Annotated in this window: 13 protein-coding genes and 1 tRNA gene; all 14 read right to left on the bottom strand. The window is 55.1% G+C overall.

The window, feature by feature from the left end:
* Window positions 1-29 precede the first annotated feature (29 nt).
* Entirely contained in the window at window positions 30-2,105 is a 2,076-nt protein-coding gene (fusA, locus tag Q1K23_RS03910; protein ID WP_300362632.1) for an elongation factor G, read from the bottom strand.
* Window positions 2,106-2,221: 116 nt separating this feature from the next.
* Window positions 2,222-2,689: a 30S ribosomal protein S7 gene (gene rpsG, locus Q1K23_RS03905; protein ID WP_300362631.1), complete on the bottom strand. Its 468-nt coding sequence runs from the start codon at window positions 2,687-2,689 to the stop codon at window positions 2,222-2,224.
* A gap of 25 nt (window positions 2,690-2,714) precedes the next feature.
* On the bottom strand, window positions 2,715-3,086 hold the full coding sequence (gene rpsL, locus Q1K23_RS03900; RefSeq protein WP_092910275.1) for a 30S ribosomal protein S12: 372 nt from the start codon (window positions 3,084-3,086) through the stop codon (window positions 2,715-2,717).
* A 183-nt stretch (window positions 3,087-3,269) separates the two neighbouring features.
* A complete protein-coding gene (gene rpoC, locus Q1K23_RS03895) occupies window positions 3,270-7,787 on the bottom strand; it encodes a DNA-directed RNA polymerase subunit beta' (protein WP_300362630.1) in 4,518 nt (1,505 codons plus the stop codon).
* Entirely contained in the window at window positions 7,765-11,925 is a 4,161-nt protein-coding gene (gene rpoB / locus Q1K23_RS03890) for a DNA-directed RNA polymerase subunit beta (protein ID WP_300362629.1), read from the bottom strand. Before rpoB ends, rpoC begins: the two co-directional genes overlap by 23 nt.
* A gap of 139 nt (window positions 11,926-12,064) precedes the next feature.
* Window positions 12,065-12,439 carry a 50S ribosomal protein L7/L12 gene (rplL, locus tag Q1K23_RS03885; RefSeq protein WP_300362628.1) on the bottom strand — a complete coding sequence of 125 codons (375 nt, stop codon included), beginning with the start codon at window positions 12,437-12,439 and terminating at the stop codon, window positions 12,065-12,067.
* Window positions 12,440-12,494: 55 nt separating this feature from the next.
* Window positions 12,495-12,980, bottom strand: a complete 486-nt coding sequence (rplJ, locus tag Q1K23_RS03880; RefSeq protein WP_300362627.1) for a 50S ribosomal protein L10 — start codon at window positions 12,978-12,980, stop codon at window positions 12,495-12,497.
* A 101-nt stretch (window positions 12,981-13,081) separates the two neighbouring features.
* Entirely contained in the window at window positions 13,082-13,786 is a 705-nt protein-coding gene (gene rplA / locus Q1K23_RS03875) for a 50S ribosomal protein L1 (protein ID WP_300362626.1), read from the bottom strand.
* 62 nt (window positions 13,787-13,848) lie between these two features.
* Entirely contained in the window at window positions 13,849-14,274 is a 426-nt protein-coding gene (gene rplK / locus Q1K23_RS03870; RefSeq protein WP_300362625.1) for a 50S ribosomal protein L11, read from the bottom strand.
* 26 nt (window positions 14,275-14,300) lie between these two features.
* Complete coding sequence (gene nusG / locus Q1K23_RS03865; RefSeq protein ID WP_300362624.1) at window positions 14,301-14,831, bottom strand: transcription termination/antitermination protein NusG; 531 nt, start codon at window positions 14,829-14,831, stop codon at window positions 14,301-14,303.
* 10 nt (window positions 14,832-14,841) lie between these two features.
* Window positions 14,842-15,021 (bottom strand): preprotein translocase subunit SecE, encoded by a 180-nt coding sequence (secE, locus tag Q1K23_RS03860; RefSeq protein WP_300362623.1) that lies wholly within the window; start codon window positions 15,019-15,021, stop codon window positions 14,842-14,844.
* Window positions 15,022-15,039: 18 nt separating this feature from the next.
* Window positions 15,040-15,115 (bottom strand) — tRNA-Trp (locus Q1K23_RS03855).
* Window positions 15,116-15,143: 28 nt separating this feature from the next.
* Window positions 15,144-15,302: a 50S ribosomal protein L33 gene (rpmG, locus tag Q1K23_RS03850; RefSeq protein WP_300362621.1), complete on the bottom strand. Its 159-nt coding sequence runs from the start codon at window positions 15,300-15,302 to the stop codon at window positions 15,144-15,146.
* Window positions 15,303-15,356: 54 nt separating this feature from the next.
* Window positions 15,357-15,895: EF-Tu/IF-2/RF-3 family GTPase (locus Q1K23_RS03845; RefSeq protein ID WP_300362620.1), on the bottom strand; the 539-nt coding region annotated here is incomplete at its 5' end.

Here is a 15,895-nt window from a genome sequence, read left to right as displayed (position 1 = left end):
AAAAACCGGGGAAGTCCCCGGTTTTTCGATTAGCCGTTACGCTTTTTGATGATTTCGTCGGCGACGTTTTTCGGAACCTCTTCGTAGTGGTCGAACTCCATCGCGTAGGTGCCGCGTCCCTGTGTTGCAGAGCGGAGATCGGTCGAGTAACCGAACATTTCTGCAAGAGGAACGAAGGCGTTGACGATCTTGTTGCCGTGGCGGTCTTCCATGCTGTTGATCTGTCCGCGGCGTCGGTTCAGGTCGCCGATGACGTCACCCATGTACTCTTCGGGGACTTCGACTTCGACCTTCATGATCGGCTCGAGGATGATCGGGTTGGCTTTTTTGGCACCCTCTTTGAAACACATGGAGCCGGCCAGTTTGAAGGCCATTTCGCTGGAGTCGACATCGTGGTAGCTACCGTCGTACAGTGTGACCTTGACGTCTTCGACGGGGTAGCCGGCCAGGACACCGTTTTGCATCGCTTCCTGCACACCTTTGTCGACGGCCGGGATGTATTCGCGCGGTACGACACCGCCCTTGATCGCGTCGACGAACTCGTATCCGCTGCCCGGCTCCATCGGCTCGAGCTTCAGGAAGACGTGGCCGTACTGACCGCGACCGCCGGACTGCTTGGCGTACTTGTACTCCTGCTCGACCGGGTTCTTGATCGTTTCGCGGTAGGCGACCTGGGGCTGTCCCACTTCCGCTTCGACCTTGAATTCGCGCATCATACGGTCGACGATGATCTCCAGGTGCAGCTCGCCCATACCGGAGATGATGGTCTGGCCGCTCTCCTCGTCGGTGTGAACGCGGAAGCTCGGATCTTCCTCGGCCAGTTTCTGAAGGGCGATGGACATCTTCTCCTGATCCGCTTTGGTCTTCGGCTCGACGGCGACGGAGATGACCGGATCGGGGAACTCCATGCGCTCGAGGATCACTTTCTCTTTTTCGTCGCACAGGGTATCACCCGTCAGTGTCGACTTCAGACCGACACAGGCGCCGATCTCGCCGGCGTAGAGCTCTTTGATCTCTTCACGCTTGTTGGAGTGCATCTTCAGCAGACGGCCGATGCGCTCTTTTTTGCCTTTGGTCGAGTTGTAGACGTAGCTTCCCGCTTCCACGATACCGCGGTAGACGCGGATGAAGGTGAGCTGTCCGACGAAGGGGTCGGTCATGATCTTGAACGCCAGTGCCGCGAACGGGCCGTCATCGGTGGACTTGATCTCCACCGGATTGCCTTCCATGTCTTCTCCGTGGATGTTCTTGACTTCCGTCGGAGCCGGCAGGTAGTCGACGACGGCGTCGAGCATCGGCTGGACACCCTTGTTTTTGAAGGCGGTACCGCAGAGCATCGGAACCATCGTCATGTCGAGTGTCGCCTGTTTGATACCCTTCTTGATCTCCTCTTCGGTCAGCTCTTCGCCGCCGAAGTATTTCTCCATCAGATCTTCACTGGTCTCCGCGACCGCTTCGATCAGCTTTTCGCGGTACTCTTCGGCTTTTTCGACCAGATCGGCGGGAATGTCGGTCACTTCGAATTTCTGTCCGAAACCTTCGTCTTCCCAGATGATCGCTTTCATCGTCACCAGGTCGACGACGCCCTTAAAGTCGTCTTCGGCACCGATAGGAATCTGAATCGGTACGGCGTTGGACTTGAGACGCTCTTTGATCTGGCGCTCGACTTCGAAGAAGTCCGCACCGACACGGTCCATCTTGTTGACGAAAGCCATGCGGGGTACGCCGTATTTGTTGGCCTGGCGCCATACGGTTTCAGACTGGGGCTGAACGCCGCCGACGGCACAGAAGACCGCTACGGCACCGTCGAGGACACGCATGGAGCGCTCGACTTCGATCGTGAAGTCGACGTGGCCCGGGGTGTCGATGATGTTGATCTGGTGATTTTTCCAGAAACATGTCGTCGCTGCGGAGGTGATGGTGATACCGCGCTCCTGCTCCTGCTCCATCCAGTCCATCGTCGCGGCACCGTCATGGACCTCGCCGATTTTGTGTGACAGACCGGTATAGTAGAGGATACGCTCTGTCGTCGTCGTTTTACCGGCATCGATGTGGGCGGCGATACCGATGTTTCGTACACGTTCAATGGGGGTTTTTCGTGCCATCTGGTTTTCCTTTTAACGTTGGTAAAATTTGGGGGATTATAACAAATCGTAGTTTAAAAAACTCCAAACGGGCAAAGCCCGTCCGGAGCGTGTAGACAAGTAAAGGTCTGAGTCGCTTACCATCGGTAGTGGGCGAACGCTTTGTTCGCCTCTGCCATTTTGTAGGTGTCTTCTTTTTTCTTGTAGGCCGCGCCGCGTTTTTCGCTCGCTTCGATCAGCTCGTTGGCGAGGCGTGCCGCCATCGTGCGCTCGTTGCGTTTGCGCGCCGCGTCGATGATCCATCGGATCGCGAGTGCCTGCTGGCGAACCGGACGGACTTCGATCGGCACCTGATAGGTGGCGCCGCCGACGCGTCGGCTTTTGACTTCCATCAAGGGTTTGACGTTTTCGATCGCTTCGTCGAAGATCTCGATCCCTTTTTTGCCGGTCTTCTCCTCGGCGATCTTCAAAGCACTGTACATTACTGTTTCAGCAACGGATTTCTTCCCATCCAGCATGATCCCGTTGATAAACTTGGTGACCACTTTACTGTTGTAAATCGGGTCAGGCATCACTTCACGAACTGGTGCTCGTCGTCTTCTCATTCTGTTTTCCTCTTATATTCTTGAATTATTTGGGGCGCTTCGCACCATATTTGGAGCGTGATACGCGGCGGTTTGCGACACCTGCCGTATCGAGTGCACCGCGGACGATGTGGTACTTGACACCCGGAAGGTCTTTGACACGGCCTCCGCGTACGAGTACGATACTGTGCTCTTGCAGGTTGTGTCCCTCGCCGGGGATGTAGCTGATCACTTCGAATCCGCTGGTGAGGCGGACTTTCGCGACTTTACGAAGCGCCGAGTTCGGTTTTTTCGGTGTCGTGGTGTAGACGCGCGTACAGACGCCGCGTCGCTGCGGACACTTGACCAGTGCCGGAGACTTCGATTTTTTGATGACCTTTTTGCGTTCTTTTCGAACCAATTGGTTAATGGTAGGCACTCAAAATTCCTTTCTTGCAGATAGATTTCTCAAAATTGATGGCAAATAATAGCCAAACAAATATTATATTTAACTTAAATTAAGTAACTTTTAATTTTTTGTATCTTATGTGGGTATTTGCCGTCTACTCCGACAGCAGATACCCGCAACGCTATCCCGCCCGGAGGAAGGAATCCTAAAAGATCACTCCTCCCCGACGGAGATCTTGACGTTCTCCTGTCGATAGAGACCCGTACCGACCGGAATGAGACGACCGATGATGACGTTTTCCTTCAGATCCTCCAGCGGATCGATCTTGGCCGAGATGCTCGCTTCCGTCAGGACTTTCGTCGTATCCTGGAAGGATGCCGCCGAAATGAAGCTGTCGGAGCTGACCGCCGCCCGGGTGATACCCACCAGCACCGGTTCCGCTATGGCCGGCTCGCCGCCGAGTTTCATGATCCTCTCGTTCTCTTCGGCGAACTGCCGTCGGCTCACCAGGTCGCCCGCGATGAATTTCGTGTTGCCGCTGTCGACGATACGTACCTGGCGCAGCATCTGGGAGTAGATGATCTCGATGTGCTTGTCGGAGATGTTGACCCCCTGTCGGCGGTAGACCTGCTGGATCTCGCTGACCATGTAGTAGTGCAGCGCCTTCTCTCCCAGAATTCTCAGGATGTCGTGGCTGCTGACCGTACCGTCGGTCAGTTTCTCGCCGGCATGGACGAATTCGCCGTTGTGGACGAGAATCTGGCGGTTTTTATCGACCAGATACTCGCTGGTCTGACCGTTTTCACCGGTGATGATGATTCGTTCCTTGCCCCGCAGCGGCTTGCCGAAGGCGACGACACCGTCGATCTCGGCGATGAGTGCCGGATCTTTGGGCCGGCGCGCTTCGAAGAGCTCGGAAACACGCGGAAGACCCCCGGTGATGTCGCGGGATTTGGCGACAGCTTTCGGGGTCTTCGCGATGATGTCGGCGATATGGACATCCTGGCCGTCCTGGACGAAGATCGCCGTCTTCGGCTCCATTGCATATCGGATGATCGTACCCTCCTCCGTCGCCAGAACGATAGTAGGTTTGTAGCCCGGCGGGGTGTATTCGTTGATCTCCAGACGTGTCTGACCGGTGATCTCGTCGAACTGCTCGCTGGCTGTGATACCCGGAATGATGTCCTCGAAAGTCACCTTGCCGTTGGCTTCCGCGATGATCGGATCGGTATAGGGGTCCCACTCGGCGATGATCGTATGCTCGGTTCCCGCAGGTTCGGCGATGACGGTATCGGCCGTGACCTGCTCGTCGTCACCTACCTTGATGATGGAACCGCGCGCGATATAGTGGCGGTTCGCTTCCCGGCCTTCGCTGTCGGCGACGACGGCGAAGAGCCCTTTCTCCTCGATTTTGTCGCCCTCTTTGACGCCCTTGTAACGCTCGAGGTAGTCGCCCCTGAGCTGGAAGTATTTCAGGGTTCCGTTCTCCCCCGCTTTGATCGTCTGGGTGACCGGCGCGCCGTCTTTGACCCGCAGTTCCGCCGCGTAGGGGATACGGTTTGGCACGTTCCAGCCGTCTTTGATCACTTCGACGATCGAATCGCGCTCTTCGACTTTCGTTCCACTGGTATACGGGAGATAGAACTTCCCTTCGATCTTTCCGCTGACACCCGCCAGTTCGTTGGGCTTGGCCACATCGGACTTGCGCAGAGCGTATCGGATCTTCTCGTCACCGTTTTTGAGGGTCAAAATCACCTCTTCGTGCACTGTCTGGACCGTCAACTCACCCGCGAAAGGCGCCTTGATCTTCGGCTCGACAAGCAGAATACCGGCGTTTCGGCGGTTGGCCACCAGCAGCTTGCCTTCGCTGTTGGTGTAGGTTTTGAGGTTGTAGTAGCGGATAAAGCCCTCTTTGGTCGCGACAGCCTGACGCTCGGCTTTTTCGCTCGATGCGGTACCACCGATGTGGAAGGTACGCAGCGTCAGCTGGGTACCCGGCTCACCGATCGACTGGGCCGCGATGATACCGATCGCCTCGCCTACCTTGACCAGCTTGCCCTCGCCCATGTTGAGGCCGTAGCATTTGGCACAGACGCCGTTGGGCGCTTTACAGGTGATCGGTGTGCGGATCGTGACGGCGCGCACGCCGGCATCCTTGATCAGCTGCGCCTTCTCGTCGTCGATCAGCGTTCCTTCGGAGATAAGGATCTCGTTGGAGATCGGGTCGATCACGTCGTCGGCCAGAACGCGACCATGGACACGGTCTTCGAGGGGTTCGATCATCTCCGAACCGATCGTGATATCGGTGATTTCGACCCCTTCGTGGGTGCCGCAGTCGTCCATCGTGACTTTGACGTTCTGGGAAACGTCGATCAGTTTACGGGTCAGATAACCGGCGTTGGCCGTCTTGAGAGCCGTATCCGCGAGACCCTTACGGGCACCGTGGGTGGAGATGAAGTACTCCAGAACGTTCAGCCCCTCCTTGAAGTTCGAGACGATCGGCGTTTCGATGATCGAACCGTCCGGTTTGGCCATCAGACCCCGCATACCGGCGAGCTGGCGGATCTGTGCCGCAGAACCCCGCGCACCCGAGTCGGCCATCATGAAGATCGAGTTGAAGCCGTCCTTGTCTTCGCGGATCAGCTTCATCATCGCTTCGGCGACGGCGTTGTTGGTGTCGGTCCAGACGTCGACGATCTTGTTGTAGCGCTCCTGCTCGGTCAGAAGTCCCGCGCTGTACTGCTGCTGGATTTCACGGACGCGCTTCTTGGCCTCTTCGACCAGTCTGTATTTCTCGTCCGGAATCCGGATATCGTCGGCCGAAATCGAGATACCCGCCATCGTGGCGTATTTGAAGCCGAGATCCTTGAGGTTGTCCAGGAACTCGGCGGAGATTTCGAGACCGCCGAATTTGTAGACGTAGTCGATCAGCGCGCCGATATCCTTCTTCTTCAGAACCTTGTTCCACATATGCTCGGGAACGAAATCGGGCAGGATCGACTTGAGAATCAGGCGGCCCGCCGTCGTGTAGACGACACGGCCGTCGACCATCGTACGGACCCGGGCGTTGATATCCAGGTGCTCGCCGTCGAGTGCCGTCAACACCTCCTTGACGTTGGCGAAGAGCTTGTTGGAGCCCTTGACGTCTTTGCGCTCGAGGGAGAGGTAATAAAGACCCAGAATCATATCCTGGCTCGGTACCGTGATCGCCTTGCCGCTGGCGGGCAGCAGGATGTTCATGGAGCTGAGCATCAGCAGCTTACATTCGGCGATCGCCTCCTGGCTGAGCGGTACGTGAACCGCCATCTGGTCACCGTCGAAGTCGGCGTTGAAGGCCGCACAGACGAGAGGATGGAGCTGGATCGCCTTGCCGTCGATCAGAACCGGGTGGAAAGCCTGGATCGAGAGTTTGTGCAGCGTCGGCGCACGGTTGAGCATCACCGGATACTCGTCGACGATCTCCTGCAGACACTCCCACACTTCGTTGGTCCGCTTCTCGATCATGTTCTTGGCGGCTTTGAGCGTCGTGGCGTAGCCCTTCTCCTCCAGTTTGGCCAGCAGGTGCGGCTTGAAGAGCTCCAGCGCCATATTCTTGGGCAGACCGCACTGATCCATCCGCAGGTTCGGACCCACGACGATGACCGAACGACCGGAGAAGTCGACCCGTTTACCCAGAAGGTTCTGACGGAAACGGCCCTGTTTTCCCTTGATCACTTCGCTGAGCGACTTGAGGGGGCGTTTGTTGGCTCCCTTGACGGCATTGCCTCGGCGTCCGTTGTCGAAGAGGGCATCGACCGCCTCCTGCAGCATCCGCTTTTCGTTGCGGATGATGATCTCCGGCGCGTCGAGCTCCATCAGGCGCTTGAGGCGCTGGTTGCGGTTGATGACGCGGCGGTAGAGGTCGTTGACGTCGGATACGGCGAACTTTCCGCCATCGAGCGCCACCAGCGGGCGCAGATCGGGCGGAAGGACCGGCAGGACATCGAGCATCATCCACTCGGGGCGGTTGTTGGAATTGAGGAAGGATTCGATCACTTTGAGACGTTTGACAAGCGTCTTGCGCTTCGCTTCGCTTCCTGTCTTCTCGACCTCCTCCTTGAGGGTGTGGAAAAGTTCCGCCAGGTCCAGATCGGCCAGCAGCCGCTTGATCACCTCGCCGCCCATTTCGGCATGGAAACCGCTGTCGACGAAACGGGTATAGAGAGACTGATACTGCTCCTCGTTGAGGATGTCGTACTTCAGAACCGGCGCTTTCCCTTCGTTGTCGTAGCTCGCTTCGCCCGGATTTTCAACGATGTAGGCTTCGTAGTAGAGTACACGCTCGAGGTCTTTCATCTTGACACCCAGCAGCGTACCGATACGGCTGGGCAGGGAGTTGACGTACCAGATATGCGCCACCGGGGTGACCAGGTCGATGTGTCCCATGCGGTAGCGGCGTACCTTGGAGCTCGTGACTTCGACACCACACTTTTCACAGACGACGCCTTTGTAGCGCATCTTCTTGTATTTGCCGCAGAGACACTCGTAGTCGCGGACCGGGCCGAAGATCTTCGCGCAGAAGAGTCCGTCCCGCTCGGGTTTGAGCGTACGATAGTTGATCGTCTCGGGCTTTTTGACTTCACCGAAGCTCCAGGAGAGGATCTTTTCGGGGCTCGCCAGTCTGAGCTGAATCGCCTTGATATCTTTGGGGCGATTCTCTTCCGTTACTTCAATGGGTATCAGTTTCTTCATTCTCTTCTTCCTCATCTAAAAGCTCTACATCAAGTGCAAGGGACTGAAGTTCTTTCGCAAGAACGAACAGCGTTTCGGGGATGCCCGCAGGCGGCACGTTTTCGCCGCGGGTGATCGCCTTGTAGGCACGTACACGTCCGTCGACGTCGTCCGATTTGATCGTCAGCATCTCTTTGAGTACGTTGGCGGCACCGTAGGCCTCCAGTGCCCAGACCTCCATCTCACCGAAGCGCTGGCCTCCGAAGAGCGCCTTACCGCCGACAGGCTGCTGGGTGACCAGACTGTAGGGGCCGGTGGATCGGGCGTGCATCTTCTCGTCGACCAGGTGGTGGAGTTTGAGCATGTACATGTAGCCTACGTTGACACGCTCTTTCATCCGCTCGCCGGTTTTGCCGTCGTAGAGGACGCATTTGCCATCCGAGTCGATCTTCGCCATTTCGAAGAGTTTCGCGAACTCTTCTGCGTTGACACTCTCGAAGACCGGTGTCGCGAAGCGGACACCTTTGCTCCAGTCGCGGGCATATTTGATCAGCTCTTCGTCGCTCATGCTCGCCAGCATCTCTTTGGCGTTCATCAGTTTCGCCACGTCGGCGATCTCTTCCATTTTGGTGCGGAGTTCCTTGACGAAATCCTCTTTCTTCTCGTCGAAGATCGCCTGGATCTGCTCTCCCAGACGCTTGCCCACCAGACCCAGGTGGACCTCCAGAATCTGTCCGATGTTCATACGCGAGGGAACCCCCAGGGGGTTGAGGATGATCTCGACCGGCGTACCGTCCTCGAGATAGGGCATATCCATCTCGGGAACGATGTTGGAGACGATACCCTTGTTACCGTGGCGCCCCGCCATCTTGTCGCCGACTTTGAGCTTGCGCTTGGTGGCGATGTAGACTTTGACCAGTTTCGTGACGCCGTTGGGCAGAATGTCGTCTTTTTCGAGAATGTTCAGTTTCTCTTCGTGCTCTTCACGGAGTTTGCGTTTCTCTCTTTGGAAATAGTTTTTCAGAGATTCGTATTTGTGCTGGATCTCCTCCGGAAAGTGTTTGGCGATGGCGCTGAGGGCGAAACGGTTGACGTTTTCGAGCTCCTCTTTGCCGATCTTCTCACCCGCCTTGAAAGTCTTGCCGTTGATCTCGACATCGCTCTCGAGGGTCGCGTTGCCCAGCAGCGAGTGGATGCGCAGCATCTCCTCCCGGTCGAGCATCAGCAGTTTGTCGTGGTGTTCGCGGTCGAGTTCGGCCTTCTCCTCTTCGTAGGCGCGGATGGCTCGCTGGTCCTTTTCGTACCCTTTCTTCGTGAAGATCTTGACGTCGACGACGACACCCTCCATCGACGGCGGGCAGTAGAGGGATTTGTTGACCACGTGGCCCGCCTTTTCACCGAAGATCGCGCGCAGCAGGCGCTCTTCGGGAGTCGGTTTGACCTCACCTTTGGGAGAGACCTTTCCGACCATGATCATGCCCGGCTTGATGTAGGTACCGATCTTGACGATACCGCTCTCGTCCAGATGCCCCAGATCCTCTTCCCGGACGTTGGGAATGTCACGTGTGATCTCTTCGACACCGTGCTTGAGCTCTCTGGCTTCCACCTCTTTTTCGTAGATATGGACCGAGGTGAAGGTGTCTTCACGGATCAGCTTTTCGCTGACGACGATCGCGTCCTCGAAGTTGTAGCCGTTCCAGGGCATGAAAGCGACCATGATGTTCTTTCCGATGGCCAGCTCGCCCTGATCCATGTTCGGACCGTCGGCGATGACCTGACCCGCTTCGACCCTGTCGCCCTTCTTGACGATGGGGCGCTGGGTGAAGGTGGTGTTCTGGTTGGTCCGCATGTTCTTCTGCAGGCTGTAGTGGTCGATGAAGGCGCCCTCTTCGTCCTCGCCCATGATATAGATGTTTTTGGAGTCGATCTTCTCGACGATACCGGCGCGTCTGGCCTTGATGCTGACCCAGGCGTCGCGGGCGATCAGTTTCTCGACACCCGTGCCCACGATCGGCGCGTCGGAAATGAGAAGCGGTACACCCTGCCGCTGCATGTTCGATCCCATCAGGGCCCGGTTGGCGTCGTCGTGCTCGAGGAACGGAATCAGGCTCGCCGCCACACCGACGACCATCAACGGACTCAGGTCGATGTAGTCGATCTCGCTGCGGTCGACCAGAATGATCTCTCCGTCCCGGCGCGCTTCGATCAGATCCTCGACGATATGTCCCTCTTCATCGAGCTTCGTACTGGCCGGCGCGATCGTCAGGCCCTCCTCCTGGGTCGCCGTCATGTAGACGACGTCGTTTGTCACTTTGCCGTCTACGACCTTTTTGTAGGGCGACTCGATGAAGCCCAGATCGTTGACCTTCGCGTAGGAGGCCAACGTGTTGATCAGACCGATGTTCTGACCTTCCGGCGTCTCGATGGGACAGATACGGCCGTAGTGGGTGGGGTGGACGTCCCGCACTTCGAAGCCGGCGCGCTCTTTGACGAGACCGCCCTCTCCAAGTGCCGAAAGACGACGTTTGTGGGTCACTTCCGAAAGCGGGTTGGTCTGGTCCATGAACTGGCTGAGCTGTCCGCTGGTGAAGAACTCCAGAATCGTGTTGGTGATCATCTTGGAGTTGATCAGATCGTGGGGCATCAGCTCGTCCAGGTTGCCGCTCATCGTGCTCATCTTGTCACGGATCGCCTTCTGCATCTTGATCAGACCCGTCTGCAGTTCGTTCCCCAGAAGCTCGCCGATGGCACGGATACGACGGTTGCCCAGGTGGTCGCGGTCGTCGATATGGCCGCGTCCGTTCTTGACACGGATCAGGTACTGGACCGTCTTGATGATATCCTCGTCGGTCATGACGGTGACGTACTCGGGTACTTCGACACCGAGTTTGTGGTTCATCTTCATACGTCCGACACGGGTGAGGTCGTAGCGCTCGGGATCGAAGAAGAGCTGCTTGACGAAAGCTTTCGCCGCATCTTTGGTGACCGGCTCCCCGGGTCTCATCACCTTGTAGATACGGATGGCGGAGAGGTCGTTCTCGTCCTCGATGCCTTCGGTCTGACGCAGAAGCTTCAGGCTCTCCTGATCGGCATGGAAGGCGTTGATGACCGACTGGTCCACGCCGGCGGCCAGGTCGTCGGCGATGACGAACTCCTTGACACCGCTTTCGAGGATCTTCTTGAGCTTGTTCTCATCAAGCTGCGTCAACGTATCGAGCAGCACTTCACCGCTCTCCTGGTCGATGATCGGCTCCGCCAGGTGGCGCTCGATCAGGACATCGACAGGATATTCGACCCACTCGAGGCCGTCTTCTACCAGCTTTTTGGCACGTTTTGCCGAAAGGCGCTTGCCGGCTGCGATGATCAGGTTGCCGTCTTCGTCCTTGACGTCGTACTCCAGACGTCCCGCGAAATTCTCCGGTTTGAAAGGCATCAGGAACTTGTTGTTCTTGACACGGATATTCATCAGAGGATAGAAGAGCTTGAGGATATCCTGCTTCGTATAGCCGAGTGCTCTGAAAAGAATCGTGACGGGTATCTTTCTGCGTTTGTTGATACGGACATAGAGAATGTCCTTCGCATCGTATTCGAAGTAGAGCCACGAACCGCGATCAGGAATGATCTGCGCCGTATAGAGCAGTTTGTTGGTTCCCGTAGCCGCCTCTTCCTCTTTGAAGATGACACCGGGGCTCCGGTGGAGCTGGTTGACGACCACGCGTTCGACACCATTGATGATGAAGGAGGTCCGATCGGTCATCAGCGGAATATCTCGAACGAAGATTGCCTGTTCTTTGATATCTTTGACACCGGTTTTCTCACCTGTCTTGTCGTTGCGTTCCCACAGTGTCAGTCTGACTTTCATCTTCAGCGACACGGCATACGTGAGTCCGCGTTCCATACACTCTCTGACCGTATATTTCGGCTTGGTGATTTCACTGCCTACATAATCGAGGGTCAGTCGGTTCTGAGGGTCATGGATCGGGAAGATAGATCGGAAAACATGTTCAATTCCGCTTTGGGAGCGATCTTTGGCATCGATCATCAAAAAGTTGTCGTAACTGCTCTGTTGAAGTTGCAAGAGATTGGGAACATCGATTTCCTGGGGAGTCTTTGCAAAATCAACACGTAAGCGGTTTCCTGATTTAAGATTGTTAAGCATGGGCTAAGACCTCATTCAGTAGTGTGTTGCATAGGAAGTACCTCGGATCGGTACGATAGGTAAGCGTAAAGCTAATAGTGTAGTGTAAAACGGATAAAGGGAAGATTGAATCTTCCCTTTAGAAAAATGTTTTAATTTGTTATTTAATTTCGACAGTCGCGCCAGCTTCTTCGAATTTCTTCTTGAGCTCTTCGGCTTCGTCTTTGCTGACAGCCTCTTTGATGGTTGTCGGAGCGTTGTCGACAGCCTCTTTCGCCTCTTTGAGTCCCAGACCCGTAACTTCGCGGACCACTTTGATGACGTTGATCTTTTTCGCACCCGGGCTTGTCAGAACGACGTCGAATTCAGTTTTCTCTTCCGCTGCACCACCGGCTTCGCCACCGGCGGCACCGGCTACGACCATCGGAGTCGCGGAGACGCCGAAGCGCTCTTCGAACTCTTTGACGAGCTCGTTGAGCTCGAGAACAGACAGACCTTCAATATATTCGAACAATTCTTCTTTAGTAATTGCCATCTTTATCTCCTAGATAGATATTTTTTGGCTTTAAGCCACTTTTTCTACGCTGCGCTCAGGCAGCCTCTTCTTCTTTTTTCTTCGCCAGGTTGTCGAGACCGGCCGCCAGGTTGCGCAACGGAGCCGTCCAGACGGACAGAAGCATACCGAGGAGCTCTTCTTTGCTCGCCAGTTTGCTGTACTCTTCGATCTTCGCAGCATCCACCGGCTGTTTGTCGATGACGCCGCCTTTGATGACGAACTTGTCGTTCTCTTTGGCGTACTTCGCGACAGCTTTGGCGGTTGCGATCGGATCTTCACCCCAGACAGCCATGTTGGTATCGACGAGTTCGACACCTTCGATACCCGCGTTTTTGAATGCGAGGCTCGCAAGCGTGTTCTTGATGACACGCGCACCCAGTCCGGCTTCGTAACCGATTTTTCGGAAGCCTTCCATCTCTTTGACCGTCATCCCTTTGAAATCGACGATGACGATACAGTTGGCTTGTCCGAAAGCGTCGGTGAGCTCCGCGACCAGCTGTTCTTTTTCGCTTCGGGTCATGTTTCCTCCTTTCCGACCGAGACTTCAAGAAGGGCGGCACACAGTGCCGATTAAGCTTTCGCCCCTAACTATCTCCAGTCTAAGATAAAGCGCTTTTGCGCTTATTTGATCTCCATAAGTTCGTTGGTGTCGAGCTTGATGGAGGGGCTCATCGTGAGCGAGAGGGCTGCGTTTTGGATATAGCGCCCTTTGGCCGCCGCAGGCTTCTGTTTGTTGATCGCAGCGACGAAAGCTCTGAGGTTGTCGGCGAGTTTTTCTGCGTCGAAACTCGCTTTGCCGATACCTGCATGGATGTTACCTTTTTTGTCGACACGGAAGTTGACCTGACCGCCCTTGGCGTTCTTGACGGCCTGGGCCACATCCATCGTGACGGTACCGGTTTTGGGGTTCGGCATCAGGCCTTTGGGGCCGAGGATACGGCCGATTTTACCGACCTGACCCATCATATCGGGAGTCGCAATGACAATATCGAAATCGATGTTACCGTTTTGAATCGCTTCGACAAGATCTTCGGCACCGACGATATCGGCTCCGGCCTCTTTCGCTTCGTCGGCTTTCGCACCCTTGGCAAAAACGGCGACACGGACGTTTTTTCCGGTACCGTGGGGGAGGACGACTGCACCACGTACCATCTGATCGGCGTGTCGCGGGTCGACGTTGAGGCGAAGGGCCAACTCGACGGTTTCATCGAATTTGGCCGATTGAAGATCCTTGACGAGTTTTGTCGCCTCTTCTACTGAGTAGGTTTTGTTCGTATCGATTTTTTCGAGCAGCTTCTGTACCCGTTTGGAAAGTTTTTTGGACATCTGTTTACTCCGCAAATTTATTTTTTGCTACCGCATCTTTTGGATCTGGCGGTGAAGATCTTTTAGTCGACGACCTCGACACCCATACTTCGGCAGCTTCCCTCGATAATCTTGGCGGCCGCCTCTTCGTCGTGTGCGTTCAGGTCATCCATTTTCGTCTTGACGATGTTCATGATCTGCTCTCGGGTGATTTTACCCACCTTGTTTTTCAGGGGGTTGTCACTCCCTTTCTGCAGACCGATCTCTTTTTTGATCAGGTCGGTGACCGGAGGCTTCTTGGTGATGAATGTGAAGCTGCGGTCGGAGTAGACGGTGATGACGACGGGAATGTTGTACCCCATCATATCTTTTGTCTTCTCGTTGAATGCCTTACAGAACTCCATGATGTTCACACCACGCTGACCCAGCGCAGGACCTACCGGAGGAGACGGATTCGCCTTCCCGGCAGGAATTTGCAATTTGAATTCGTCAACAACTTTTTTTGCCATTGCGTTTCCCTTCTATTGAGTTTGATTTATATGATTTTTTCGACCTGGGAGTAAAGAATCTCCACAGGTGTGCTTCGACCGAAGATCGATACGTTGAGCTTCAGTTTGCCGTGTTCGAGGTCGTACTCCTCCACCATACCGGTGAAGTTGGCGAACGGACCGTCGATGATCCGTACCATCTCGCCGGGCTCGAAAGAGATTTTCGGTTTCGGAGCCGCCCGGTTCTGGACCTTGTCGAGGATGTTCTGGACATCCTTTTCGCTCAGCGGCGTCGGTTTCTTCTGCTCGCCGATGAAACGTGAGACTTTCGGAAGCGACTGGATCTTGTGCCAAAGATCGGTATCCAGATCCATCTTCGCGAAGACGTATCCCGGATAGAGTGATCTCTCGGTGATCTTCTTTTTGCCGTTTTTCACTTCGATGACGTCTTCAGTGGGTACGACAATCTCTTCGATCTTGTCCTGGAGCCCCAGCTGCTCGGCCATCGTCTCGATCGCGTTTTTGACGCTTCTTTCACTTCCTGCGTAAGTCTGGATCGCATACCATTTCGCTGCCATCACGACCCCTTTAGATCAGCGCCGAAAGCGATGCGGACATGATCACGTCGATCAGTGCCAGAAAGAGTGAGACGACCGTCACGACGACGAAAACGGCGAAAAACGCCTGACGAACCTGCAGTTTTGTTGGAAAAATTACTTTGGATAGTTCGATTTTAGCATGGTTGACATAGGTAATCAATTTTTCCATGATTTCATTTCCTTAAGGTGGCAGGGCAGGAGGGACTCGAACCCACAACCTACGGTTTTGGAGACCGTTGCTCTACCATTGGAGCTACTGCCCTGTAAAAAAAGCGAAACCCGTTGAAGGGTTTAGCTTTTGAGTTTTACTTCTTTGTGAAGTGTGTGTTTGTTGCAGCGCGGACAATATTTTTTCGTCTCAAACTTTTCGGTATGAGTTTTCGTATTTTTCGACGTCGTGTAGTTGATCTCACCACACTCGCTGCATTTCAGTCCTATATTGATTCTCATTGGTTTTATCCTTCGGGTTGAAGGCGCCCGTTGGAGGGTGCCTTCATGGGTTCATTATGCAAGGATCTTGGAAACAACACCTGCACCGACAGTACGTCCGCCTTCGCGGATCGCGAAGCGTGTACCCTCTTCGAGTGCGATCGGAGCGATGAGCTCTGCAGTGATTTTCACGTTGTCGCCAGGCATAACCATTTCAGTTCCCTCAGGAAGAGTGATGGCGCCGGTTACGTCAGTCGTACGTACGTAGAACTGCGGGCGGTATCCGTTGAAGAACGGAGTGTGGCGTCCGCCTTCCTCTTTTGTAAGAACGTAGATTTCCGCTTCGAATTTCGTATGAGGCGTGATGGAGCCGGGCTTACAAAGAACCATACCGCGCTCGACATCCTCTTTTTTCGTACCGCGGAGCAGAACACCACAGTTGTCGCCGGCTTCACCGCACTCCATCTCTTTGCGGAACATCTCGACACCTGTAACGGTTGTCTTCTGAGTGTCGCGGATACCGACGATCTCGATCTCGTCGCCGACGCAGACTTTACCGCGCTCGATACGTCCTGTAACGACCGTACCACGTCCGGAGATAGAGAAGACGTCTT

Source organism: Hydrogenimonas sp., assembly GCF_029933015.1.
In the GTDB taxonomy this organism is placed as follows: domain Bacteria; phylum Campylobacterota; class Campylobacteria; order Campylobacterales; family Hydrogenimonadaceae; genus Hydrogenimonas.
The sequence above is the reverse complement of the archived record's forward strand: the minus strand, read 5'-3'. Positions and strand labels throughout refer to the sequence as shown.